21 protein-coding genes are annotated in these 25,789 nt (G+C 40.2%); 3 read left to right on the top strand and 18 right to left on the bottom strand.

Annotated elements, in window-relative coordinates:
• Positions 1-20 precede the first annotated feature (20 nt).
• Positions 21-1,706 (bottom strand): sensor domain-containing diguanylate cyclase, encoded by a 1,686-nt coding sequence (locus CD03_RS0111125; protein ID WP_027293690.1) that lies wholly within the window; start codon positions 1,704-1,706, stop codon positions 21-23.
• Between the two features lie 323 nt (positions 1,707-2,029).
• Between CD03_RS0111125 and CD03_RS0111120 the strand changes: the two genes are divergently transcribed.
• The gene (locus CD03_RS0111120) at positions 2,030-3,667 is read left to right on the top strand and encodes an ABC-F family ATP-binding cassette domain-containing protein (protein ID WP_027293689.1); all 1,638 of its coding nucleotides are present in this window, start codon (positions 2,030-2,032) and stop codon (positions 3,665-3,667) included.
• 106 nt (positions 3,668-3,773) lie between these two features.
• Here CD03_RS0111120 and CD03_RS37800 read toward each other — a convergent pair whose 3' ends face one another.
• From CD03_RS37800 to CD03_RS0111045, 16 genes are all read right to left on the bottom strand, one after another.
• Positions 3,774-3,929 carry a hypothetical protein gene (locus tag CD03_RS37800; protein WP_156042869.1) on the bottom strand — a complete coding sequence of 52 codons (156 nt, stop codon included), beginning with the start codon at positions 3,927-3,929 and terminating at the stop codon, positions 3,774-3,776.
• Positions 3,930-4,149: 220 nt separating this feature from the next.
• Positions 4,150-4,293 (bottom strand): hypothetical protein, encoded by a 144-nt coding sequence (locus tag CD03_RS38560; protein WP_242849080.1) that lies wholly within the window; start codon positions 4,291-4,293, stop codon positions 4,150-4,152.
• A 38-nt stretch (positions 4,294-4,331) separates the two neighbouring features.
• Entirely contained in the window at positions 4,332-4,484 is a 153-nt protein-coding gene (locus CD03_RS37185; protein WP_156042867.1) for a hypothetical protein, read from the bottom strand.
• A gap of 148 nt (positions 4,485-4,632) precedes the next feature.
• Positions 4,633-5,739: an alpha/beta hydrolase gene (locus CD03_RS0111105; protein WP_027293688.1), complete on the bottom strand. Its 1,107-nt coding sequence runs from the start codon at positions 5,737-5,739 to the stop codon at positions 4,633-4,635.
• A 17-nt stretch (positions 5,740-5,756) separates the two neighbouring features.
• Positions 5,757-5,933 (bottom strand): hypothetical protein, encoded by a 177-nt coding sequence (locus tag CD03_RS37795; protein WP_156042866.1) that lies wholly within the window; start codon positions 5,931-5,933, stop codon positions 5,757-5,759.
• Positions 5,930-6,769, bottom strand: a complete 840-nt coding sequence (locus CD03_RS35985) for a phosphatase PAP2 family protein (protein WP_052377761.1) — start codon at positions 6,767-6,769, stop codon at positions 5,930-5,932. Before CD03_RS35985 ends, CD03_RS37795 begins: the two co-directional genes overlap by 4 nt.
• Positions 6,770-6,800: 31 nt before the next feature.
• Complete coding sequence (locus CD03_RS0111090) at positions 6,801-8,363, bottom strand: carboxylesterase/lipase family protein (RefSeq protein WP_027293687.1); 1,563 nt, start codon at positions 8,361-8,363, stop codon at positions 6,801-6,803.
• A gap of 29 nt (positions 8,364-8,392) precedes the next feature.
• Entirely contained in the window at positions 8,393-10,669 is a 2,277-nt protein-coding gene (locus CD03_RS0111085) for a glycoside hydrolase family 3 C-terminal domain-containing protein (RefSeq protein WP_027293686.1), read from the bottom strand.
• 279 nt (positions 10,670-10,948) lie between these two features.
• Positions 10,949-13,402 carry a GH39 family glycosyl hydrolase gene (locus tag CD03_RS0111080; RefSeq protein WP_027293685.1) on the bottom strand — a complete coding sequence of 818 codons (2,454 nt, stop codon included), beginning with the start codon at positions 13,400-13,402 and terminating at the stop codon, positions 10,949-10,951.
• Between the two features lie 473 nt (positions 13,403-13,875).
• Positions 13,876-14,469, bottom strand: coding sequence for a zinc dependent phospholipase C family protein (locus CD03_RS33225; protein ID WP_044289308.1), 594 nt, complete (start codon positions 14,467-14,469; stop codon positions 13,876-13,878).
• Positions 14,470-14,792: 323 nt separating this feature from the next.
• Positions 14,793-17,990 carry a carbamoyl-phosphate synthase large subunit gene (carB, locus tag CD03_RS0111070; protein ID WP_027293684.1) on the bottom strand — a complete coding sequence of 1,066 codons (3,198 nt, stop codon included), beginning with the start codon at positions 17,988-17,990 and terminating at the stop codon, positions 14,793-14,795.
• Entirely contained in the window at positions 17,990-19,063 is a 1,074-nt protein-coding gene (locus tag CD03_RS0111065; RefSeq protein ID WP_027293683.1) for a carbamoyl phosphate synthase small subunit, read from the bottom strand. The genes carB and CD03_RS0111065 overlap by 1 nt, the downstream gene beginning before the upstream one ends.
• 639 nt (positions 19,064-19,702) lie before the next feature.
• The gene (locus CD03_RS0111060) at positions 19,703-20,416 is read right to left on the bottom strand and encodes a DUF554 domain-containing protein (RefSeq protein ID WP_330377178.1); all 714 of its coding nucleotides are present in this window, start codon (positions 20,414-20,416) and stop codon (positions 19,703-19,705) included.
• 26 nt (positions 20,417-20,442) lie between these two features.
• Positions 20,443-21,261, bottom strand: coding sequence for a MerR family transcriptional regulator (locus CD03_RS0111055; protein WP_027293681.1), 819 nt, complete (start codon positions 21,259-21,261; stop codon positions 20,443-20,445).
• Entirely contained in the window at positions 21,258-21,689 is a 432-nt protein-coding gene (locus tag CD03_RS0111050) for a hypothetical protein (RefSeq protein ID WP_027293680.1), read from the bottom strand. Before CD03_RS0111050 ends, CD03_RS0111055 begins: the two co-directional genes overlap by 4 nt.
• The gene (locus CD03_RS0111045; protein ID WP_044289307.1) at positions 21,686-22,543 is read right to left on the bottom strand and encodes a DUF3990 domain-containing protein; all 858 of its coding nucleotides are present in this window, start codon (positions 22,541-22,543) and stop codon (positions 21,686-21,688) included. The genes CD03_RS0111050 and CD03_RS0111045 overlap by 4 nt, the downstream gene beginning before the upstream one ends.
• Positions 22,544-22,954: 411 nt before the next feature.
• Between CD03_RS0111045 and CD03_RS0111035 the strand changes: the two genes are divergently transcribed.
• Positions 22,955-23,143: a hypothetical protein gene (locus tag CD03_RS0111035; protein WP_027293679.1), complete on the top strand. Its 189-nt coding sequence runs from the start codon at positions 22,955-22,957 to the stop codon at positions 23,141-23,143.
• Positions 23,144-23,391: 248 nt separating this feature from the next.
• Here CD03_RS0111035 and CD03_RS0111030 read toward each other — a convergent pair whose 3' ends face one another.
• The gene (locus tag CD03_RS0111030; protein WP_027293678.1) at positions 23,392-24,756 is read right to left on the bottom strand and encodes an MATE family efflux transporter; all 1,365 of its coding nucleotides are present in this window, start codon (positions 24,754-24,756) and stop codon (positions 23,392-23,394) included.
• A 168-nt stretch (positions 24,757-24,924) separates the two neighbouring features.
• Here CD03_RS0111030 and CD03_RS0111025 point away from each other — a divergent pair, with 168 nt between their 5' ends.
• Complete coding sequence (locus CD03_RS0111025; RefSeq protein WP_027293677.1) at positions 24,925-25,782, top strand: AraC family transcriptional regulator; 858 nt, start codon at positions 24,925-24,927, stop codon at positions 25,780-25,782.
• The last annotated feature ends 7 nt before the right edge of the window (positions 25,783-25,789 follow it).

The raw sequence follows: 25,789 nt of genomic DNA, 5'->3' as shown, positions 1-25,789 counted from the left end.
AAAGATTTGATAAAAATTTATCATTGTATCATGCCGGGCTTATAGAATACATATTGGTTTCTGCCCCGGCGTTTTGCCTCATATAATGCCAGATCTGCCTTTTTGTATAATCCGTCAAAATCTTTTCCATCCTTTGGATAGACGGCAATTCCAAGGCTCCCGGTAATATTATAGGCGCTGCCCGTGGAAAACGCCAGTTTTTGCAGAAGCGTATCCAGGCGTTCCTGTATAACATGTTCATCCGGTACATCTTTTAAGAAAGCTATAAACTCATCGCCTCCCAGACGCCCCAGTATGTCATCTGCCCGCAGGGATTCTTTTAATTTGCTGGTTATCACCGACAGCACCCAGTCTCCAAACTGATGTCCCTTGTTGTCGTTTAATTCTTTAAAATGATCAATATCTACCATGATAAAGATGTGATTGCTGTTTGGCTGGCTTTTATCCAATACATCCGTAACCTGGTCAATGATCGCCCGCCTGTTAAGAACCCCGGTCAGCGGATCACGCCTTGACCGTTCATGAAGTTCCAGGGCTTTGCGTTTTTCTTTGTCAATATCTGTTATCAGTATAAATGCTTTTATGTGATCCGAATAGGGATCGGGCAGCATCTGGAGGGATGCCATAACCCAGTATACATTCCCATCCTTTGCATATCGCTGGCATTCCATTTTCATTTCCCGCTTCCCGTTATGGAACTGGCGGATCATTTCACTCCTGCAGAATAACTCTACATAACCCTGCCTGTCCTCCGGCACGATCAGGTTGTCCACAACATATTCTAATGTTTTATCATAGGACACTACTGCATCTTCCGGCAGTATATTATTGATATCGGTCCTGACACTTTCCAGAATATTTTTCGTTATATCACACTCATAATATGCTACAGCTTTTTCCTGCTGTGACTGATTAAACTGGCTCCATTTCTCATATGCAATTTCTTTTTCCCGCTGTTCACTGATATCTTCAAAAGAAACTACAGCATGCAATGGCATTCCGTCACGGTTATATACCATAGAAAAGGAACATTCATACCAGGTATAATCCCCGGTCTTGTTTCTAAAATGCAGGATTGCAGTTCCCTTAGGCTGGCCTTCCAGCATTCGGTCGTAAAAATTTATAAATTCTGTTCTGCTCTCTTTTGCGGGATACGTATCCGCAATACTCTCCGGCAGATTTTCCACTTTGACCGGCAGCCCAAGTTCCAGCGCCGTATCTTCTGACAAAACAGCAGCTCGTGTCATGGGATAAAATCGAAACGCGAACCGTTTGGCATGTCCAAGCAGCAGCATTTTCTCTTTTTCTCCCATTTTAAGGACTTCAATAGCCTCCATCCGTTTACTGATATCCAATACGACACAATTGAAGCAGTCTGCTTCATGAGGATCAGCCGTACACTTTATCAGACTCCAGAGTACGCTTCCGGATCTATGTATTGCTTTTACTTCTATATCTATATAATCTAATTTCTCTTTCTTACATCTGTCTACTTTCTCTTTTGCCTTCGGCCAGTCAGCCGGATATATGATATTACTAATTGTCGTGAAGCCTGCAGATTCTGCTTCCTGCGGTACGTATCCAAAACTCTTATAAAAGAGGGCATTTGCACTCACAATTGTCAGATCATCATCATTTCTAATTTTGCAGAAACCACATGGGAGATTGTCAATTTCTATGACGTCCTCCTCCCCATTATTCCGCATATCTGATCTCCTCCTGTCAATGGCATATTTTCCAAATCATTTTTTTCATTATAGAACATTTTATCAACAAATACAACTCAATAAATAGCTTGAATTATTCCACTTTTTTTCTATACTGTCTGAATTTGTCGCTTTGTCTGGATTTATAGATTTTTACGCATAATTGCTTAAAGAAATAGTGCAGAATAAGTCATGATCCCCCGAAAAAAGTTGAATGATTTTTTTAAACATATTTCCCCTTGCATTTTTCCAATTTTCGGTTACAATAGAAGGGACTATGCAATATGATTTTTATATAGAAAGATAAAAAGAGGTTCTAGAACATGATAAGTGCAAATAATGTAACACTTCGAATTGGTAAAAAAGCGTTGTTTGAAGATGTAAACATTAAATTTACAGAGGGAAACTGCTATGGTTTAATCGGTGCCAATGGTGCAGGTAAATCTACATTCTTAAAAATTCTTTCCGGACAGTTAGACACAACAAAGGGTGATATCGTCATTACACCGGGTCAGCGTCTCTCATTCTTACAACAGGATCATTTTAAATATGATGAGTATACCGTTTTGGATACTGTCATTATGGGAAATAAGAGACTGTATGAAATTATGAAAGAAAAAGAAGCCATCTACGCAAAGGAAGATTTCACCGAAGAAGATGGTATCCGGGCAAGTGAACTGGAAGGTGAGTTTGCTGAAATGAATGGATGGGAATCAGAATCCGATGCTGCCCAGTTATTAAACGGACTTGGCATTGAAACAGATCTTCACTATTCTATTATGAAAGATTTAAAAGGTAGTGAAAAAGTTAAGGTACTTCTCGCCCAGGCGTTATTCGGTAATCCTGACATCCTTCTACTGGATGAGCCTACCAACCATTTGGACCTGGATGCAATTGAGTGGCTGGAAGAATTCCTGATCAACTTTGATAATACAGTTATCGTTGTATCCCATGACCGTTATTTCCTGAATAAGGTATGTACCCATACTGCTGATATTGACTATGGTAAGATTCAGCTTTACGCCGGAAATTATGATTTCTGGTACGAATCCAGCCAGCTGCTGATCAAACAGATGAAAGAAGCAAACAAGAAGAAAGAGGACAAGATCAAAGAGTTACAGGATTTTATCTCCCGATTCAGTGCTAATGCTTCAAAATCCAAACAGGCAACTTCCAGAAAACGTGCTTTGGAAAAAATCGAGCTGGATACGATCCGTCCTTCCAGCCGTAAATATCCATATATTGATTTCCGTCCAAGCCGTGATATCGGAAATGAAGTTCTGACTGTCGAGGGTCTTTCAAAGACAATTGAAGGTGTGAAAATTCTGGACAACTTGTCCTTTACATTAAATCACGATGATAAAGTTGCGCTAGTAGGCGGAAACGAACTGGCAAAAACTGTTCTTTTCAAAATTTTAGTTGGTGAAATGGAGCCGGATTCCGGATCTTATAAATGGGGTATCACTACTTCCCAGGCATATTTTCCAAAGGACAGCACCAAAGAATTTGATAATGACTATATAATCGTAGACTGGTTAACACAGTATTCCGAAATCAAAGATGCTACTTATGTGCGTGGATTCCTTGGACGTATGCTTTTTGCCGGCGATGACGGCGTGAAAAAAGTAAAGGTATTATCCGGTGGTGAAAAGGTTCGCTGCCTGTTATCCAAGATGATGATCTCAGGTGCTAACGTATTAATCCTGGACGAACCAACCAACCATTTGGATATGGAATCTATCACAGCATTAAATAACGGTTTGATTAAATTCCCAGGAGCAATTATGTTCGCATCCCATGACCATCAGATCGTACAGACCACTGCTAACCGTATCATGGAGATCATGCCGGGTGGTGCACTGATCGATAAGATCACTACTTACGACGAATATCTTGCAAGTGATGAAATGGCCAGAAAACGTCAGGTATACTCCACAGAGGGCGATTTAGACGATAATTAAATAATAATTTAAAAAAAGAGGCTGATAAAAAATCAGTCTCTTTTTCTACCAGCCGCCAGTTTCTTTCATGATTTGTATTCGGTCTGTATCTGTTCTTCATATTTCGTTATCTTTGTATTTTCGCATTCTGCATCACAATATTTACTTCCGCTTCCATTTCCGTTACCGGTTCCATCTCTTTAGCCGTCTTTAGTTGTGTACAGGCTGTGACATTGCACAATACCATTAACAAGAAACCCATTATTACGATTTTCTTCTTCATCTTCATCCCTCCAGAAAATTACAAACAAGTTTACATGTTCTTCTCCAAATATTATAAGCAGCAATTGGAAAATCTGTCTGTAGGTTCAGGTAAAGAATTTGTAAAATTTGAAACTGCACAATTTATAGCTGTTTATACTATAATTGTATGTATGATTCGATGTTATGTCAAGTGTTATTGTTTTTTAAAGGTTAAACTTACAAAATTACTAAATTTGGGTTTAGCTGAGTAATGACGCTTTGTCCTTTCCAATACACTTTTTAATGAACCGTAAATTTATCTTCCAATGGATTTGGATAGGTACTTCCTTAGTTACAGGGTCTTTCTTTCCAACTAATATGTAATCAATCAGCTTTTCAACCATTTCCCTGTCTAAGTGTTCAAGATTTGTATATTGCTCAATTACACTATTTCCTGGTCGATTCCTTCTGTCAGATGCGCTTCGGTATAGTCAAGTGCCCGCTGTATTCCTGTAATCCAATCCACTCCATGACCGCCTTCCGTATAATGTAATTCTATCAGTGTTTGTTCTGCTTGAGAGCCATAAATATACATTCTCTCTCCAAAAATATGTGGTTCACCATCAGGCACAAATTCACAACATGGTATCAATGGATTTATTGAATAAAAATCCGGTCCATAATTCTTTTTTTCATAAAGTATCGCCTCTTTTATCTATGACTACTGTTGCATTCTATCCCTGTTACTTACAATGTTCCAAAATGAATTTACCCATCTCATCTATACAGTCTTCACATTGCGGATATACGCCAGTATTATCAAAAAAGGCGTGTCCGAAGCCTTTATATAATACCATCTTCGTCTCGATTCCTGCTTTATTAAGCTTAACACCATAGCCCAGCGTCTCGATTTTCAGAAAATCGTGTTCGCCCACTGTAAGAAAAGTCGGCGGGTTATTCTTCGCATCTCTTGTATATGGATTCAGGTAATCATTTTTTACGTCTTTTGTTCCGAGAATCGACTCTAACCCTGCTGACATATTTCCGAACATTCCAATCATCTTAGTGAGTCCTCTTTTTTGTTTTGGTGCCATTTGGAAATATTCCATGCTCGGATTAAAATATTCATCCTTTATACCAGCCATATTGAGGGTTGGATAGAGAAGAAGCTGCCCTTTTATCAAATAATATCCCTCTTCTCTGTCGCGGGTTGAACAGTATTGTGCAAGGTTACCGCCTGCGCTGTCTCCAGCCACAAACACATGATTCTTATCGCCACCAAAAGAAGCTGCATTTTCATAAATCCATTTTAATACAGAAAAACAGTCCTCATGTCCTGTGGGAAATGGATTCTCCGGTGCAAGACGGTAATCCGGAGATACCACGCAGATTCCCGTCTTTTCCACCAGCATTTTCACAGATTCTTCTACAATATCCGGTGAACCTCCAAAAAATCCACCTCCATGAATGTAATAGAGAACCGGTCTGTTTTCAGCATCTTCCTTGTCCTTGTAAATATGTATTGGAATTTGGTATCCATCCACTGCTGTCACTTTTTTCTCTTTGATATCAATCTTTGCTTCTACACACGGAACACTCTTCTTTGCATTAAACATTTTTCTTAAATTGGCAATTCCCTTCTCCGACACATCCATCTTCATAAATTTTGATGGAATCCATGCAAGGATACGAAGCTGTTTTTTCATATCATTGTAAAGACGCGGATCCATTGCCCCTTCCTCGTCACAATCCGGAAGATTCTTCACCAGAAGAGGTACTCCGTGATACTCTGTCATTTTCTCTTTTTCTTTCAGAAGTTTTACTAATTTATCATTATATTTATTATTCATATGAATCCCTTCCTATCTTATAAGTCTTCATAAGGCACGAGTTCCCCCGTGCCTAAGAAGTCTTTGAAAGTATATCCGTCAACTGTCAGAATGTTTACCTTACTGTCTTTTGCGATACCAAGTGGCTGCCCGCCTTTGTTATCAATCAGAGTATATCCATCCTCTGCTCTTCTTGTCCATTTCTGTTCCATCAAACTGAATTTCTCCTCTTTCTTTTGTATATAATTGTGCTGGTTAATTCAAACAATACGAAGGATAATAAAATTCCTACTGTTACATCACTTGCGAAATGTGCTCCCATGAATACCCTGCTGGCTCCTACAACGATACACCATGTATATGTGCAGATACGAAACAGCTTTTTCTTATCCTTCAATGCCGGAATGATATCCGGCAGAAGCAGCATAAGAATCACTCCGGCAGAATTCATGGAATGTCCGGATGGAAAAGAAGCGTAAGCATTATCAAAACCTCCTCTTCCGCAAATCTGATACCACCGGGTAAATTCATTTACAGGATCCGTCATTTCACGGAAGCGCATTCTTCCCCATACTGTCTTCAGGGAATTCATTACAATGATTACAAGCAGAAAATAAATCAGGGCTGTTGCTGCATACCGAAGTGCCTTACTTCCATTCACTGCCGGAACTTTAAGGGCAATCCAGACTGCCATTCCTGCCATAAGGATTCCTATAACCGGAATCAGGATTTTAGGCACTTCCCCCAGATTATCACCGAGATAATTCCATGTCATAAAGCCGCCCATAACAGAAAATAATATAAACAGTGCTCCACCTCCCAGCAAGGCTAACCATTTCTTTGCCATTGATTTGCGGTTACGAAAACGGACAATCATCGAACATCCGGCCATGTTGAGAACCGTAAAAGGAATTTCACCTACAACCTCCAGTACTCTTGCAAAAAATGGCTTTTTAGCAATTGCCAGAGAAATCTGCATATCCGTAAAAGTAAAAATCAAAAGCAGTACCAGACCTGCCCCAAATACAATTTTTCTCTCCTTTTTCTCCATTTTTTTCTTTCTCCTTCCTTCACAAAAAACTTTAATGCTGTATTTCGTTCTCTCCCTCCATCAGCATCTCCATTAAATTAAAGGGCGGAAGAATACTGTCAATCTTTTCATATAATTTGTCATCAAAATTATATCGGATTTCGCACTCTCTGTCAAAAATCATAGTTGGCTCTTTCTCTGTAGTTACAGCCTCCCACTGGGGAAGTTTATCACTTTCCGGCCTTCCTTCCTTTGCAAATGACATAAATGCTTCGAAAATCTGACTTTCCAGCCTCTCTCCCACTTCCGGGATCTGGCAGACTTCCACCAAATTTGTGTTATGGAAGAAAAAGGGAATATCTGAACAGTGCCATGCAATCTTGTTATGATGAATTGGAAATTCCAGTGTGAAATCGTACAGGTACGTTCCCGCTTTTTTCCCTTCTGCATGAAACTTTGCAATCTGCTTTGACGGCTGTCTCATGACACGGTCAACAGAAAGCAAGTCTGTCACATCTTTTCCTGGATAAGCCTCCTTAAACACATCCATCATTTCATCGGTATGTTCTCCGTATACAGCACTTACAATTACTTTCCTCTGTTCCTCTGTCAGCTGATTTTTATCATATTCTGCAGGCATAAATGTAAATTCACCAAACACGCTTCCCACCATAACCGGAATCTCAAGTGCATGTTCCCTGAATCCATAGTCAAGAGGAGCTCCTTTATAGTAATCATTTACAAGGGGACCGTTTCCTATATATCCGCCCTGCATTGCAATCATCGGGCTTACCTTTGTATATGCATTTGCAAGCTCATAATAAGGAATCGTTTCAAGCTTCTCCACATCATCCTCAGAAAGCCTCAGTTCCTTAAGAAGTGAAGTAACAATCATACGGCCGTCTCCTGTACAGGATTGCATCAGAGAAGCATTGCTCACTCCGCTCATGATCAATCCTCTGTGGAATAATCCATCTGCATCAGCAATCTGCATCAGGTCAGCAACCTTCATTCCACCGCCTGACTGTCCGAATATTGTTACATTTTCCGAATCTCCTCCAAACAGAGCAATATTGTTATGTATCCATTTGAGCGCTGCCACCATATCAGCATGACCTGCATTTCCGGAGTTTGCATATTTTTCATCGAATGGGGAGAGATCAAGATAGCCAAGTATATTCAATCTGTGGTTAATCGTTACAACAACAACATCCCCATTCATACACATATTGAAGCCGTCATAAGCAACCTGTTCAATGGAAGAACCTGCAAAATATCCGCCGCCGTGAAGCCATACGATAACCGGGAGCTTCTTCCCGCTGTCCAAAGTCTTAGTCCAGATATTCAGGTTCTGGCAATGCTCATCCTGCGGCCAGTAACAGTGCGGAACCATAAGCTCTGCGCTTGCAGAATCCTTCGTCATAAGCGGACATACAAATCCGTAAGAAGTTACATCTTTCACTCCTTCCCATGTAATTTCCTTCGGCATTCGGAATCTTTCTGCATAAGCATACGGAACACCCTTGAAAATATATTCTCCATTGTAAAAATATCCTTTTAACTTACCTCCTGTTGTCTCAAGTACAGGAACGTCATCATAACTAAATCGAGCCATTTTGCCTTCTCCTTTTCAAATCATTTTCACTATGTGTTTAGCGCTTCTACAAGTTTCTCTATCATTTCCGGCTGAACTCCCGGTGCAAACATCAGAATTGTACGAAGCGGCATTCCTTCCATCATCGCTGCTATCATCTCCTGGCTGATTACGCCTTCACCGCCCTCGCTGCCCGCGATGGCTGCCATGCTTTCTCCCACATTCATTTCTTTTCCCAATGCTTCCAGAACTGCACGTCCTTTCGGATCTGCCATTACTTCACCAAATGTGGAATTTTCCGTGTATACCTTCGGAATCACTTTTTCTCCTTTGACATGGATTTCTTTGGAAAGTACAATCTCAGAAGCAGATTTTCCTATCTGTATCTCGTATGTACCGCTTTCTACAAACCAGTCATGTATTTCCATTTCCCAGTATGCAAAAGCACGGTTTCCAAGTGTAAATTCTACTGTCTTTGTCTCTCCCGGATTTAATTCGATTTTATCAAATGCACGAAGCTCACGAACCGGCCGTACAATGCTTCCTTCTTTCCTTCCCACATAAAACTGAACTACTTCTTTGCCAATGCAGTTTCCACTGTTAGTCACATCTACCGTAACCTTTATACCTTCAGATTCTCTGATACTGTCCTTTTCAACAGTAAGATTGCTATATTCAAATGTTGTATAAGAAAGCCCATATCCAAATGGGAAAAGTACCGGCATTTCTTTTGATTCATAATAGCGGTATCCTACAAATACACCTTCTTTGTATTCTACTTTATCTCTTTCCCCACCATAATTTAAATAGCATGGTGTATCCTGAAGACGAAGCGGAAATGTCTCCGGAAGCCTTCCACTTGGATTTACATTGCCATATAATACATCGGCAACTGCACTTCCCACTGCCTGACCGCCAAGATACGCTTCTACTACTGCCTTTACATCTGTAATCCAAGGCATCTCCACCGGAGAACCATTGTGAAGAACAACGATTGTGTTTGTCTGTATCTTTGCCACTTCAGCAATAAGTCTGTTCTGGCATTCCGGCATCCTAAGTTTCTTTCTGTCATAGCCCTCTGACTCAAAGCTATCCGGAAGACCTGCAAAAATCACAGCTGCTTCTGCATTTTTTGCCACCTCAACCGCTTCTTTAAGCATTGCTTCGTCTATTATATCTTCTGCATCATCATATCCCTTTGCATAAATAACTTCTGCCCACGCTTTCACTGTTTCCAATGCCGAATCCACCTTGGAACTATTTATATGTGAGCTTCCGCCTCCCTGATATCGTGGAGTTTCTGCATATTTTCCAATAAAAACTACCTTTTTTTCTTTACAAAGCGGAAGAATATGTTCTTCGTTCTTCAAAAGAACAATACATTCCTGCGCAAGCTCTCTTGCAATTTCATGGTCTTTCTCCCTATCGAATAAGATTCCTTCCTTATGGTTTTCTGTGTAACGGAACACGATATTCAGAAGTTCTTCACAGGACTGATCCAATACCTTTTCTTCAAGTTCTCTGTCTTTTACAGCTTTTACGATCTGTGCATCTGTCACACAACTTCCACCCGGCATCTCAAGATTGCAACCTGCCTTTAACGCTTCTACACGGCGGTTCATTGCACCCCAGTCTGTCATAACATATCCGTCAAATCCCCAGTGCTTTCGAAGTACTTCTGTAAGAATTTCTTTGTTTTCACAGAGATATGTTCCGTTTAATTTGTTATAAGAATTCATAATTGTCCACGGTTTCGCGTTTTTTACCATTCCTTCAAACGCTGCAAGATAAACCTCTCTTGCTGTTCTCTCATCCATATCAGAACTGCTTGTCATACGATGGTGTTCCTGATTATTTGCCATAAAGTGTTTCGGACTTGTTCCTACATTCCGGCTCTGCACTGCATTTACATATGCGGTTCCAATCTCTGTTGCAAGAAGCGGATCCTCAGAATAATATTCAAAGTTACGTCCGCAAAGAGGAGAACGCTTGATATTCATTGCAGGTCCCAGAATTGTACTGATACCCTCTGCCTGACACTCATCACCAAGAGTTTCTCCAAGTTTTGCTGCTGCCTCACGGCTGAAGCTTGCTGCCATGGCACAGCCTGCAGGGAAGCATACTGCTTTAATGCTCCCATTTAATCCGAGATGATCGGTTTCTTCTTCCTGTTTACGAAGCCCGTGAGGTCCATCTGACACCATCACAGACGGAACTCCCAGACGCTCTACGCCTTTTGTATGCCAAAAATCTAATCCGGAACAAAGAGATGCTTTTTCCTCTAACGTCATCTGCGCAACAATTTTTTTAATTTTATTTAATTCCATAGTTTGTCTCCTTTCTTTCAGATCGAGAGGGAAATATTTTCCACATATTTACCTGCCCCTTGTGTGTTTGCTTTTTGCTTCATTGAGAATTCCTCCAATCATTTCAATCTACTACATTATATAAAATATGCGCGCTCTTTCTCTATCTACTTCCTATGCAATTTCTATACGTTTATTGTCCTTTTCAGAGTGTCGCTCCCTCAACGCAGTTTGAAAGTGCAAAATTCAACAATAAAAAGAGCAATAATGAATGATTTTCTTCACTACTGCTCTTCTTAATCAAAAAATTTTTATCTTTATCAGGCAGATTTCCTGAGGATTTAGGCTTTTTTTAACACTTAGGATGCCTTCTTCCTTCACCTCCGCGGATTCTCTTCGATACAGAGGTTCTGACAGATTTTGAAGCATTTTTACTTCCTCAAGTGTAAGGGGCTCTGGTGCTCCCATTTTCACCCAAATATCGTAACTGTTTCCCCCTTCTTTTGTAATACTATAAGATTTCATTTCATATGTTCCGGCATCCATATTTTCAAAACAGATATAAAATGCACGTGGTTCATTCGATACAAACACATCATAACGGTTTGTTCTGCTCAAATTTACAACATGCCTGTACCTGTATAGCAAATCATAGTGGCTGTAGTTATATAAAAATATCTGAATTTCATTTTCTGTACAGGTAATATAATATCCGTTACCCTTTTGAACCAGGCTTTCACCCATCTGCCCAAGAAGCTCCATTGCACGGCAGGCACTCTTCGGAATATCATTTTTTGTAAAAAGCCCAAATCCGCCATGAAATGTATCTAATGCAGGCGGCACTTCATCAATGCGGTCATTTAGTGTAAAATATGCCATCCCATTTAAGTTCTCATTATTTTCTAAAATATTTTTAAATAAATATGCCGATTTATAGCATGTATCATTACATAAATCTCTCTGCCATACATTATTGCTCCACTCTTCAAGAATCAGAGGAATATGGGACAACCCCTCTTCTTTTAAAACAACTCTCATCTCCCGGACTGTATTCTGAATCAGATTTTCATCCCCACTCACTGCTGCTGAAAAACTCTCATTGTTACCAATGAGGTTAAGTCCCTGTTCCTCCTGCTCAGATCCGGCAGCAAAGGAGCGAAATGTAATCATCTCCGGAACACATTCTCTTCTTTTGCACATTTCCAGAAACCATTTTAGATAACGTCCCAGGTCTGTACTTCCCAAACCGGTAATCAGAAAATTGGAGTTCACTTCTTTGATTGCAGAATAAGATGCGAAATAAATCTCCTCATATTCTTCCAGACTGCACAATCCCAAATCCACAAAATCCGGAGGAAGCCATGGGGAAAAAAGCCATTTTCTTACATTTTTATCTCCATAACGTTTTACGATATGCAAAAGCAGTTCTTTTATAAAATCATGCCATTGCTCAATGCTCTTTGGTGCACCAAAAATCCCATTTCTCATAGACTGAAACGCAATACTTCCGGCAAGTATTCCCGGCATATATCCAAGTTCAATCATAGGTTTTGCTCCTATCGAAAGTATAAAATCAAGAGCCTCATCCACATATGCATAGTTTACAATAGTTTCTCCGTTCATATCCGTTCTGAGAAGACACATATCATCATCCAAAATTCCTTTAATACGTATATATTCAAATCCTATTTTCTCCTGAAGATAAAGAAGCTCCCTCTGCACTGTCCCCTCAAATAAGCTTCTTGCATATCCGGCATTTATAATACGTTTCCAATGAGCAGAAATTCTTTGTTTTTTCCCATTTATATCTACGGTAATTTCTGTCATGGTTTCTGTAGGAGACTCCGGCTGTACGTCTTTCGCTGCATATTTCATCAGCGATGCAAAATCCTCTCTCACCTCATCCCTACCTGCATTTTCATATCTTTGCACCGTTTGTTCTGAAGCTTCCAGTTTTTTCCGATATTCTCCCGGTGTGCTTCCCCGATAACGTTTAAATGCAAGAATCATGGCATTTACATTTGGAAAACCACTCTCAAAAGCAATCTTGGAAATCGTATCTTTCCCCTGAAGCATTCCGGAAGCATATGCGACCCTCAAAAGTGTTATATAATCCGTAAATGATACTCCAAAATATTTTGTAAAGCTTCGGGAAATATATGTTTTACTCAAATATGTCTGTTCTGCAAGATTTTCAAGTGTAATATTTTCTCTGTAAAAAGACTGTATATAATTAATTGCCGGCTTAAGGGATTCAAAACTTCCCCAACTCACAAACGGGTGATTTCTATCCAAAAAATATCTGCTTAAATCTTCCAGAACTGCTGTCACCTTACTCTTAAAATATATTGAAGGCTTATTTACATTTTTGTACTGTTCTTCAAATGCCTTGGCAATGTCACTTCTTAATATATTGAAAGCTTCTTGTTTAGTCTTACTATACAAAAAAGACCGGCAGTTAATCTGATATTTCAAAATCTCAGGGCTCATAGAGTATAAGAATCTTAAAGATATGGAAAAAGAAAGTGCAACCGCACTTTCCTCCAATTCTAAATTCTGCATCTCAAAACTATTGATTACAAAGATATCCTCTTCCTGAACAGTATATGCTGTTTTCGTATTTGCAAAATAGATCTGACCTTTTCCTTTCAGAATGAATATAATCTCAAACTGAGGTTTCCAAAGTCTCCGCCGATCTCCTCTTCTAACAAGAGTAAACCAGAATTCTTCTTGCCTTTCATCTATTTTATTCATATTATTTGTCATATGCCTGTCCTTTCAATTATCAGTTTATATCAAAAAAGTATAACATAGGGATATTGTCTTGTCATGCCTTTCTATGATAAAATGCTTTAGAGATGAGCAAAATGAAAAGATTGAAATTCCATATAGCGCAACTAAGGTTATCTCAAACCGGACGCGACTTTGTTCAACTTGGAAAAATCAACATTAATAGATACGAAAGGGCAGCTATTGGAAATCTCCAGCTTTAGGGCTTTGGTTTGGATTGCAACCTTACCCACCTAATCGCCTTATCAAGTTTCTGTTCGTAGGCTCAAGAATTTCGCTACACCACTTCCTTCATCCATACCATTACTGGCACCAACTTGTGGTTCACTACACTTGGCGGTAAATACCCGTGGCTAGAATTCCACTGGCTAGATTAGTGCCATGCCTGGCACAATGCAAAAAAAGCAAAGACACTGAAGTCTTTACTTTTCCTATTTTTATGCGATTGCATAATTACGTGCTAATTGACCGACTCTTATATTCAGCAACTGTACAATCGATACCACAACCTGCTGGCAAAGAGATATAATGTATTTCACATCCTCTTCTACGGAACGCTTAAATTTCAGATATTCCTGATGTGAAGTTTCAATAAAATGGAATAACGCTTCTACTGTTTTGAAAGTTTTCATTTCTTTCTGCTGTCTTAACGCTTCTCCACTTTTGATATATTCTTTTAAATGTTTTTTCAAATGTTTTTCGTAAATGCAGTGATCTTTCAAATTCCCATCATAAGTATCATTATGGGGAAAAGTAAAATAGTCAGCAACGTAATGGATTACTTCTCCAAGACGTCTCCAGTATACACGCTCATTTCTTCCAAATATATCACAATCTTCTGTTAAATTACGGATATCCTCACGTACCTGATCAAAAGTTCCAAAAAACTCATGTTTCTTAGTCAAAAAAGAAGGCTTACAATCTGGAAGTATACTTCCCAAATAAAATGCTTTCTTATGGTTATCAAGCTCCTGGGTGTTCAGATTATTAACAATATATCTCGCAACTGAGATATGAGATTTTTTTCTCAATGGATTGGCCTCCTGGCTTTTGCTTAACCTTTTTTGCTACCTTTCTCATTGTAGCCTTTTCAAAGTAAAAAAGCAAGTGAAAATTTAGTGAAAAGCATAACACATTTTAACAATCTTGTTAGATTATTCTTATGCATTATCAACAAGCAAAAATATTCATAAAAACAATTAGATAAATCATGCATGCTTTTTCATTTTAATTTGGATGTTATTAACAGTACCATATTTTTCATTAGTAAATATTTCTAACAAATTTAAAAAAGTCTGGATACTATTTTCAGGAAACACCCGTTTTTCATATCCAGACTTTTCTTTATCAAATTTTAAACAGTCGCTATATCAATTAATGTAAGCTTTTCTATATCAGTATTTTCAAGACTGGTTATCAAAGCCTCTGCCGTATCCAGAGAAGTCAGGACATTTACGCCGGTTTCAATGGCATTACGTCGAATCAGGAAACCATCCTTCGCACGTTCCACCCCTGGTGATGGAGTATCAATAACCAGGTCGATTTCATGTCCCAGAATCAAATCCAATAAGTTTGGCGATTCCTGTTCAATCTTATTAATTCGAATTGCATGTACGCCATTTTCATTTAATTTTTTGGCAGTACTTCTGGTTGCGTATATTTTATAACCGATTGCTTCAAATCTTCTTCCAATCTCTACCGCATCTTCTTTATCTGCATCCTTCACTGTCATAATCATATTCTTATATTTCGGAAGATTTATGCCTGCGCCAAGGAAAGCTTTGTAAAGGGCTTCATCGAAAGTTTTCGCAATACCCAGACATTCACCTGTGGATTTCATTTCCGGACCAAGGCTGATATCGGCACCGCGGATTTTTTCAAATGAAAATACCGGCATCTTAATTGCAATATAGTCCGCTTCCGGCTGTACTCCGGGTGTATAACCCAGATCTTTTATTTTAGAACCTAAAATTACTTTCGTAGCAAGGGTCACAATTGGAATTCCGGTAACCTTGCTGATATAAGGAACGGTACGGCTGGAACGGGGATTTACTTCAATTACATACACATCTTCCTGGCATACGATGAACTGGATATTAATTAATCCGATTACATGAAGTGACTGCGCCAGCTTTTTGGTATAATCTTCGATCTTAGCCTTTACCTTTGCATCCAGGCTCTGTGCCGGATATACAGAAATACTGTCACCGGAATGAATGCCTGCTCTTTCAATATGCTCCATGATTCCAGGGATTAAGATGTCGTCTCCATCACATACCGCATCTACTTCGATTTCTTTACCAACCAGATATTTATCTACCAGAATCGGATGTTCCTGTGCAATTCGGTTGATAATTCCGATAAACTCATCTACATCTTCATCATTAATTGCTATCTGCATTCCCTGTCCGCCCAATACGTAAGAAGGTCTTACCAGTACGGGATAACCCAGTTCATTTGCTACTTTCTTCGCTTCTTCTGCCGTAAATACGGTATGTCCTGCCGGCCTTGGAATCTGGCATTCCTCCAGAATCTTGTCAAACAGTTCCCTGTCTTCTGCCGCATCTACATTTTCTGCGGAAGTTCCTAAAATCGGAACACCCATCTTCATCAGCGCTTCCGTGAGCTTAATCGCAGTCTGACCGCCAAACTGCACCACTGCTCCGTCCGGTTTTTCAAAGCGAACAATATTTTCCACATCTTCCGGTGTAAGCGGTTCAAAATACAGTTTATCTGCAATATCAAAATCGGTACTTACCGTTTCCGGATTATTATTTACAATAATAGTCTCATAACCTTCCTTTGAAAATGCCCAGGTACAATGTACGGAACAGAAGTCAAATTCAATCCCCTGTCCAATTCGAATAGGACCGGAACCTAAAACCAGTACCTTTTTACGGTCTTTGGTTTCAATTGCTTCATTTTCACTTCCGAATACAGAGTAATAATAAGGTGTGGTTGCCGCGAATTCTGCTGCACAGGTATCTACCATCTTGTATGCTGCAACAATTCCGTTATCATAACGCATATCGCGGATTTCTTTCTCTGTTTTTCCGGTAAGTGCTGCAATTACATTATCCGGGAATTCAATGCGCTTCGCTTCTTCCAGTAATTCTTTTGTTAATTCCTGTCCCTTAAGCGCCTGTTCCATTTCCACTAAAATTGCAAGTTTATCAATAAACCAGATATCGATCTTGGTTATATCATGAATCACTTCATAAGATACGCCCTGGCGGATTGCTTCTGCGATGACCCAGATTCTTCTGTCATCAATTTTCCCAAGCTGCTTTAACAGGTCATCCCCATGAAGATTTGAGAAATCATAAGACATTAAGCTGTCCACATGCTGTTCCAGTGAGCGGATTGCTTTCATAAGTGCACCTTCAAAATTATTGCAGATGCTCATTACTTCTCCGGTTGCTTTCATCTGTGTAGTAAGTGTTCTCTTTGCACTGATGAATTTATCAAATGGAAGTCTGGGTATTTTTACAACACAATAGTCCAGCATCGGCTCAAAGCTTGCATATGTCTTTCCGGTTATGGCATTTTTAATTTCATCCAGCGTATAGCCAACTGCGATTTTAGCAGCAACCTTTGCAATTGGGTAACCGGTTGCTTTGGATGCCAAAGCAGATGAACGGCTTACTCGTGGGTTTACTTCGATAACACAATATTCAAAACTGGTTGGATGCAGTGCATACTGAACGTTGCAGCCTCCGGTGATTTTAAGCTCACTGATGATATTCAGAGCAGAGGTACGAAGCATCTGATATTCTTTATCTCCCAGCGTCTGCGACGGTGCTACTACAATACTGTCTCCGGTGTGAACGCCTACGGGATCAAGATTTTCCATATTACAAACTGTAATTACGTTTCCTGCGCTGTCACGCATTACTTCGTATTCGATTTCTTTCCATCCGGAGATACAGCGTTCTACCAGAACCTGTCCCACACGGCTTAAACGAAGTCCGTTACCAAGGATTTCAACCAGTTCTTCTTCGTTGTGGGCAATGCCGCCGCCGCTGCCCCCCAGGGTATATGCAGGTCTTAATACGATTGGATAACCAATGGTATTCGTAAATGCGATACCGTCTTCAATATTTTCTACAACCTTGGAAGCTGCAACCGGCTCTCCTATTTTTTCCATGGTACTCTTAAATTCCAGACGGTCTTCTGCTTTCTTAATGGTCATGGAAGTGGTACCAATTAATTTTACATTGTTCTTTTCAAAGAAGCCCTCTTCATCCAGCTCCATCGCCAGATTCAGTCCTGCCTGTCCCCCAAGGGTAGGAAGCACGCTGTCCGGTCTTTCTTTTAAAATCAGCTGTTTTACAACTTCTGTTGTCAGTGGTTCAATATATACTTTATCCGCAATCTGCTTATCTGTCATAATCGTAGCCGGATTAGAATTCAGCAATACAACTTCTAAGCCTTCTTCCTTCAGAGAGCGGCAGGCCTGTGTACCTGCATAGTCAAATTCTGCTGCCTGTCCAATGATAATCGGACCGGAACCAATTACTAATACTTTTTTTATCTCAGGATTTTTTGGCATTATTTTGTCACCTCCATCATTTTCATAAACCGGTCAAATAAGTATCCGGAATCTAACGGTCCCGGACAAGCTTCCGGATGGAACTGTACGGTAAAAATATTCTTACCTGTATATGCCAGCCCTTCATTTGTTTCATCATTTACATTTACAAAAGCAGGTGCAGCAACAGCCGGATCCAGATTGTCCGTATCTACTACATAACCATGATTCTGTGAAGAGATGTATACTCTTCCTGTAGACAGGTCTTTAACCGGATGATTGCCTCCACGATGTCCATATTTCATTTTATGAGTATCTGCACCTGTAGCCAGTGCCATTAACTGATGTCCAAGACAGATTGCGAAAATCGGAATCTCAGAGTCATATAACTTCTTGATTTCTTCGATAATAGAAGTACACTCTTTGGGATCTCCAGGTCCATTGGAAAGCATGATGCCATCCGGATTGGATGCGATAATTTCCTCAGCAGTAGTCAGCGCCGGATAAACCGTCACTTCACATCCCAACTGATTCAAAGAACGTGCAATATTTCTTTTAGCTCCTAAATCTAACAGGGCAACTTTCGGGCCATTCCCTTCCAATACATATTTTTCCTTACAGGAAACCTTTTCCACTACTTTTCCAGTGGTATACGCTTTTAGTTTCGGAATGATTTCTTCTATCATATAATGCTCGTTTGTGGTTATCATCCCGTTCATGGTACCCTTTTCACGAAGGATCTTCGTGAGCGCTCTGGTATCAATTCCTGCAATACCGGGTATATCATGCTTTTTCAGAAATTCCTGAATCGTACCTTCACTTCTGAAGTTACTTGGGATTCTGGATAACTCACGCACGATGTATCCGTCCGGCCATGGCCTTGCAGATTCCATATCCTCATGGCAGATACCATAATTACCAATCAGCGGATAGGTCATTACCACTGCCTGTCCTGCATAAGAAGGATCTGTCAGAACCTCCAGATATCCTGTCATGGATGTATTAAATACGATCTCACTGATAATCTCCTTCTCGGCTCCGATACTGGTTCCGGTAAATACAGTGCCATCTTCTAGTATTAGAAAAGCTTTCATATGCCACCTTGCCCTTTCTTTTTCTTTTATTTATAGTAACCATTTTGTGCGAACCATAACCGTTATTTCCAAAGCAATCTGTTCAAGAAAACCTTGAAAAAATACTTAAGTTCCTATCTTCGCGCAAAAAAAAAGAGAACGCCACTAAAATCTCAGGCTCCTATAGCCGCAAAATTTTGCCATGCGCTCCCCCTCGAGTCAAACTTTGAAGTCTGAATCCAAATTCAGGCTTCTTTGTATCACCACACTATAGGTTCTCAAATTGTTAAAATTCTACCATATCTTACGACACATTTCAACCTTTTTTTTGAGAAATTTTTGGAATTATTTTTTTGAAATCATTCGCATCTCTGTTTTAGCCTGGAGCTATACCGCTTTTTATACAAGATTGGTATGATTTCCGCTTATGAATTTATAAAAATTTCACTTGATTAATGAGGGGGATCTGCGTTAAACTATAACTGTAGATTTAAAACATAACAAAACATAGGCGGCCGCTTTATCTTTCTCGATTGTAAAAAAGAGAATTCTAAAGTAGCCGCCCTCTACGAAAGCAATGGATTCAAGTCTTATCAGGAAATCACCATGTCCGATGGCAGTACCTATCTTCAGATGGTTAAAATCTTCTAATAAATTTCATTATCCTAAAAGTAACCCTTTTATCAAAAACCAGACAGGCGGTACAAGCAGCGCCGGAAGCATGTTCAATGTTTTACAGTCTTTTATTTTTAGAATAGAAAGTCCTGAACTGGCAATCAGAAAACCTCCAACAATAGAAATCTCAGTCAAAAGTTGCGGTGTTAAAAAACCGCTTAAAAGTCCTGCCCCCAGATAAATACTTCCCTGCCATACAAACAATACCCCTGCTGTTATCGCCATCCCGATTCCATAAGTGGAAGCAAGAACCATAGAGGTCACAAAATCTAATGCAGCATTTGTAAATAAATAAGTATTGTCCCCATGAAGTGCACTTTCCATAGGTCCCAAAATTGACAACGTACCAATGCAGAATAATAAAATTCCGGTAGCCAGCCCCTGCCCCAGATTACTGCTTGAAAATTTACTGGTTAACCGCGCAAACCGTCTGTCTATGCCGAGCATCGTGCCAAGCAGGCTGCCAATTGCCAGACTGATAATAAACAATACCGGGAACTGGCTTTTAGGCATGTTCTGTACGATTGCATTGATGCCAAGTCCTGCTGCAGCCAGACCCATTGCGTTAAAAAGTGCCCCCTGATATTCTTCTTTAATTCCCTTCTTAACCAGACTCCCAATCAGACTTCCAGCCAGAATCGTTCCTGTATTTACAATCGTTCCAATCATAACAAATTTATCCTCCTCATACAGACTCAAATATAAACCCTCCAGTAGATAGAGGGTCAAGTAATTTTGTATGGAATCTGCAATTCAGTTACAAATCTGGAGGAATCATTTGTCATCCCCGCATCAATCAGGGTTATTTCAACAGAATCTCCATCCGGTTCATACCCCTGCTGCTCCATATAAGACAGTAATTCAAGATAATATCTCTCCGCTGCCTGATGGGTTCCCTGAAAACGGATAGACAGATAATCCGCTTCTTTTAAAAACACGGTGTCGCCCCGGTATTCATCCTCTTGTTCCAGCAACACAAAAATCCCGGAAAACTTTTCAAATCTGCGCTTCAGCAAATCTTCCCGGGATACAGAAACTCCTACCTTTCCAAGAAACATTACCGCATTTAATTTATTGTTACGCTCCAGTTCACGGATTGGATATTCCAGATCCTCACCTACCGGGATCTCTTTTCTGAGATATGCTGCTTTTCTTAACGGTATTCGCTTTTCCATTATCCGGTCATACACTGTTTCCACTGCATCCTGAATCTGAGTCAGCCTTCTCTTCAGCTTTTTCTCCACCAGATCCAATTCGCGTTTTCTGGATGCAATTTCATCCTGCTGCACTTTTAAGATATAAACCATCTGGTCAATATCCTTATTTCCAAAAAAATCTGCGATTTTCCCGATCGGCATATTGAGTGCCCTGAGATACTTTATGGTATTCAGCCGTTCAAACTGTCTGGTAGAATAGTACCGATATCCGGTAGCTGAATCTGTCAGCTCCGGTTTTAAAAGTCCAATCCCATCGTAATACCGCAAGGTACGTATATTAACATCAAATAATTTTGCAACTTCTCCAATTGTAAATAATTCTTTCATAAATGTTGTCTCTGCCTGTATAATTCTTTTAGGTCTTCTATTGCCATTCCCATATCCAATATATGAAAACCAAAATAAATTTCATTCATTATCTGTGCATCCGCCTGCTCAAAGATATCACGGCTCTTCTCTCCGGTCATAAAATGCCAGCACCGGTACAGATAACCGCTCCAATACATCACTTCATTGGTATATTTATTGCCAGCCCCTTTCAGTCCCCGGGCTTCCTGTGCCAGCAGTTCCAACAGGTAAGCTTCTCCCGCCCACTGCAGTCTGTCGTAATCCTCATCTAATCCTGCCGCTGCACTGCTATTCATAAAAACTTTTATAAAATCAGGGCTGTCATATCCCATTTTCAAAGAAAGTTCAAATAATCGCCCTTGTACATTACAGATCTGGTGTTCCATCAAACTTAACTTTCTCCTCATATACGGCTGCCCCCATTCAGTATTTCATCAAAATAGCGGCCTTCCCTGCGATATTTTCTGCAGATTTCCTCCGCCCTGGTGATTTCGCCGGCACGGTTTGCTTCGCACATTTTCCTGGAATAAGCTCTTTCCTTTTCACCAATAGGAAGATTTTCAATGATCCGAATCTGCTTACAGGCGCGTTCGCTGACGGCTGCATACTGCTTGTCTGCCTTAAGCGCACTCAGACTGTTCATCAATGCCACATCTGTAATCTCGCAGGAGAAAAAACGTTCCAGAACAACAAACATTCTGTCACTCACAACGTATCCGCTTATCATATCACAATCTTTTGCAATATTTTTAAACTTTTCATAATAAGGAGTTCCCTTCATGTCCTCCATTCTTCCTCTGTTTAAAGCAATCAGCATGGCCCAGTCAATACTTACCTCTAAATTCAATATCTTTAACCCCGTAAGATCTACTTTTACGGTATACATCCTTGCCTCCGGAAAATTGCAGATGAGTGACATTGGCTGACTCTGATTTGTCCCCATATAAAAACCTTTGCCAAAATCACAAAACTCACTGCTGATTGGGCGTACGGCTCCCTGAATCCCTCTTTTGGAACCATGATATAACATCAGGCTTTTTTCCGAAGTAATCACCACTGCATCCTTTTGCAGTTCATCAAAATCAATAAGATTATCCCGGCAAATCATACGAAGGCTGTTAATCGCCACTGCTGTCGGCTCACAATGCCCATTTTCCCAGCGATTCACCGTGGCAAAGCTGACGCCCAGTACTTTTGCAAGCTGAGTCTGGCTAAGCCCGGCACGCTTACGAATTTCCTTTACCATCTCAGAACTTTTCATATCCGCCCTCCACCTTGGAACATGTCCTAAAATGATTATACCCGTCTAACCACTCCGCCGCGTATGCTGCAATCGTGCAATTTCAGGAATGCAGCACCGCTACGCTCCTGAAATTACACGGTTACATCCCACACACCGTTACAATCAGACAGGCACAAGCATTTTTTCACACACTCTGATAAATTTCATATTGATATCATACCATGGTCGATTTTTGATTACAAGTCGATGTGTTCTTAACTTAGCAAAATTTTACAAAAAATATGTACATTTCAGGGATATTTTTTCTCAGAATTCAAAAACTAAATAGAAAACAAAGAAACAGGTTGAAAAATATAATAAGAAGGGAACTGCCAAAAGCTACTCAACCTGTGAAATCGGCAGAATCATTTTATGATATGGTGAACTAACATGATTAACAATGAAGAACTTCCTATCGGATTTACAATGGAAATGGCCATGCATTCCGAAGTTTTAAATCGTTTTGCAGGACTCCCCAAACAAGAACAGGAAAAGATTATTAACGGTGCAAGAAACATTAACAGCCATGATGCGATGCGCAGCTATGTAGAAAATATTTTTAATAATGGTATGCAGTAAAACAATAAAAAGTTCCGGTTAATAGCACCTCTGCTATTACCGGAACCAGTAGTTCATAAAGCTTCTGTTTCAATAATAATTCTAAAATCCAGTACTCCATCCAGCCAGAAACCCTACTGACAGTGCTGATTATTTTGTCAGTCTGCAAGGTGGAGGATGGAAGCGGAGTGGTTCCTCCGCTGACTGACGACAACGCGGCAGATGGCAAAATAGAGTGCTGTCAGCAGGGTTTCTAGCCGGATGGAGTACTAGCTTACACTTTCTTTCGGTTTTCCATCCGGATAAATCGTTTTCATTTTTTTCATTGTCATAAAATACGCTATTCCCAGTGGTATTGCAGCTCCTATCCAGGCAAGCGGATTTGACCAGCACGCTCCGGCAAACCCCATAATTCCTGACAAACAAATTGCAGCAAAACAGCGCATAACCAATTCCATTACACCTGCAAGTGTCGGCATAAAGCTTTTTCCAAGCCCCTGTAACGTAAACCGGAAAACAAACAGCAGTGCTAATACAAAATACAGGCTTCCGTTTATGCCCAGATATACCTGTGCCAGGTTAAGTACCTCCGGTTGTCCGGGGCCTACAAATATTCCCGCAAGCTGATAACCGGCAAAGATATTTACAAGTCCCATCACGATACTAAATCCTACAGAAATCAAAGCACATTGGAATACCCCCTTACGGATACGGTCTATTCTTCCTGCACCCATATTCTGCGCTGCATATGTACCCATGGTAGTTCCAAAGGAATTCATCGGCTGTGTGGCAATACTGTCAATCTTCTGTGCCGCCGTATATGCCGCAACAGACACAGCTCCCAGTCCATTCAGAGCATATTGCAGTATTACTGCACCAATTGCTATAATGGACATCTGAAATGCCATAGGAAGGGCTAATTTCAGATGCAGGGTAACCTCCCAGGATGTCACCTTCCAGTCATCTTTTTTGGGAATCAGGAAAGTAAGCCGCTTCTTCATATACCACAGACATAATAATCCGGATACCAGCTGTGCCAGAATCGTTGCCCATGCAGCTCCTGCCACACCCATCTTAAATACCAGAATCAAAACAAAGTCCAGAATAATATTCAGTATACATGCAATGATCAAAAACAGCAGAGGCGTCTTACTGTCGCCAACCGCCCTGATAATATTCGATAACATATTAAACAGCATACATGCCGCAGTTCCTGTAAATATAATTACCAGATAACTCCAGGCATCATCAATAATCTCTGCCGGTGTCTGCATCCACTCCAGGATTGGTCTGGTCAGAGGAACCGCAATCACGGTCAGCAATATTGTAACTGCCAGGCTGATTAATGCCCCAACTGCAATACTGCGGCGAACTCCATTCTCATCAGAAGCACCAAACCGCTGCGCCGTTACGATAGACAACCCGGCGGTGAGCCCCATTGCAAATCCCAGTATCAAAAAGGTAATACTTCCCGTACACCCCACTGCTGCAAGCGCATGGACTCCAATTGTCCTGCCTACAATTAAGGTATCCGCCATGCTGTAGAACTGCTGAAATATATTTCCAATCAGCAGCGGAATTGTAAAAAACAGGATTAATTTCGCCGGTTGTCCGGATGTCATATTTTTTGTCATAGTTGCTTTCCCCCTTCATTATTTTAATGAAACACGGTCTATTATAGTATTTCGTCAAAAAAATAGAATGTAATTTCTTGTACAGTTCATGTAGTATTTTGCATTCTGCCTTGCATCCCATCCAAAACCGTGTATAATAAAATTATAAAAGACCCGGAGTGATGATACATGTGCAATCAAAACTATGATATTACATACGAAGATTTAAATCCTACATTTTTATACTTCTGTACTCTGAAGCGAAATGAGGAAGAGACCAATTACCACTGCCACGACTTTATTGAGTTCTCCATCATTCTGAAAGGAGAAGGTGCACACGTGATTGATGGCGAGATTTATCCTGTAAAAGAAGGGGATTTCGTCATTTACAATCCCGGTACCTATCACCGAAGCCTGGTTACCTCTTCGGATAACCAGGCCCTGGAGTGTTTCCTGTCCTTTTCCGATGTACATTTTCAGAATCTTCCGAAAGGACAAATGCCCTTGATCAACGGAGAAAACATTATTGCCATGGATGCAATTATCAAGCAGGAAATCTTCAAAATCTGTTCTGCAATGGAAAAAGAATACCAGACCTGGAAACCGGGACGATACTTTATGTTAAAATCTTATCTGATACAGATTATTCTTTTAATCATACGGGAACAGCAGGATTCTCAAAAAATTCCGGATGGCTGTATCTTTGAATCTACGAACCGTAAATATGTCGTCAAAAAAATTATTCAATATTTTAGCCAGCACTATTCCGATAAAATATCCCTGGATCAGATCGCCCAGAATATGTATCTGAGCACTTTCTATATTTCCCGTATTTTTAAAAGTGAAACCGGAGAATCTCCGATTAACTATCTCATTAACCTGAGGATGGAAAAAGCCCGGGAATTAATTGAAACAGATGAAGCGATCAGCGTGCAGAATGTTGCCGCCTGTGTTGGATATGATGATGTATACCACTTTAGTAAATTATTTAAAAAGCATTATGGGGTGGCGCCTTCCAAATATCGTGTCGGGAAAAGATTTGAGTAGATATTGG

Source organism: Robinsoniella sp. KNHs210 (assembly GCF_000686105.1).
GTDB lineage: Bacteria > Bacillota > Clostridia > Lachnospirales > Lachnospiraceae > Robinsoniella > Robinsoniella peoriensis.
This window is presented reverse-complemented; position numbering and strand designations above follow the sequence as displayed.

Coding starts and splice junctions, on each gene's coding strand:
- CD03_RS0111055 (WP_027293681.1), bottom strand. CDS start 21,261: ATGAAAGAATTATTTACAATTGGAGAAGTTGCAAAATTATTTGATGTT.
- CD03_RS38560 (WP_242849080.1), bottom strand. CDS start 4,293: ATGGTTGAAAAGCTGATTGATTACATATTAGTTGGAAAGAAAGACCCT.
- CD03_RS0111025 (WP_027293677.1), top strand. CDS start 24,925: ATGTGCAATCAAAACTATGATATTACATACGAAGATTTAAATCCTACA.
- CD03_RS0111125 (WP_027293690.1), bottom strand. CDS start 1,706: ATGCGGAATAATGGGGAGGAGGACGTCATAGAAATTGACAATCTCCCA.
- CD03_RS0111035 (WP_027293679.1), top strand. CDS start 22,955: ATGATTAACAATGAAGAACTTCCTATCGGATTTACAATGGAAATGGCC.
- CD03_RS0111120 (WP_027293689.1), top strand. CDS start 2,030: ATGATAAGTGCAAATAATGTAACACTTCGAATTGGTAAAAAAGCGTTG.
- CD03_RS35985 (WP_052377761.1), bottom strand. CDS start 6,769: ATGGAGAAAAAGGAGAGAAAAATTGTATTTGGGGCAGGTCTGGTACTG.
- CD03_RS0111085 (WP_027293686.1), bottom strand. CDS start 10,669: ATGGAATTAAATAAAATTAAAAAAATTGTTGCGCAGATGACGTTAGAG.
- CD03_RS37185 (WP_156042867.1), bottom strand. CDS start 4,484: ATGTATATTTATGGCTCTCAAGCAGAACAAACACTGATAGAATTACAT.
- CD03_RS0111045 (WP_044289307.1), bottom strand. CDS start 22,543: ATGAAAAGTTCTGAGATGGTAAAGGAAATTCGTAAGCGTGCCGGGCTT.
- carB (WP_027293684.1), bottom strand. CDS start 17,990: ATGCCAAAAAATCCTGAGATAAAAAAAGTATTAGTAATTGGTTCCGGT.
- CD03_RS0111080 (WP_027293685.1), bottom strand. CDS start 13,402: ATGAATAAAATAGATGAAAGGCAAGAAGAATTCTGGTTTACTCTTGTT.
- CD03_RS0111090 (WP_027293687.1), bottom strand. CDS start 8,363: ATGGCTCGATTTAGTTATGATGACGTTCCTGTACTTGAGACAACAGGA.
- CD03_RS0111065 (WP_027293683.1), bottom strand. CDS start 19,063: ATGAAAGCTTTTCTAATACTAGAAGATGGCACTGTATTTACCGGAACC.
- CD03_RS0111030 (WP_027293678.1), bottom strand. CDS start 24,756: ATGACAAAAAATATGACATCCGGACAACCGGCGAAATTAATCCTGTTT.
- CD03_RS0111105 (WP_027293688.1), bottom strand. CDS start 5,739: ATGAATAATAAATATAATGATAAATTAGTAAAACTTCTGAAAGAAAAA.
- CD03_RS0111050 (WP_027293680.1), bottom strand. CDS start 21,689: ATGAGGAGAAAGTTAAGTTTGATGGAACACCAGATCTGTAATGTACAA.
- CD03_RS37800 (WP_156042869.1), bottom strand. CDS start 3,929: ATGAAGAAGAAAATCGTAATAATGGGTTTCTTGTTAATGGTATTGTGC.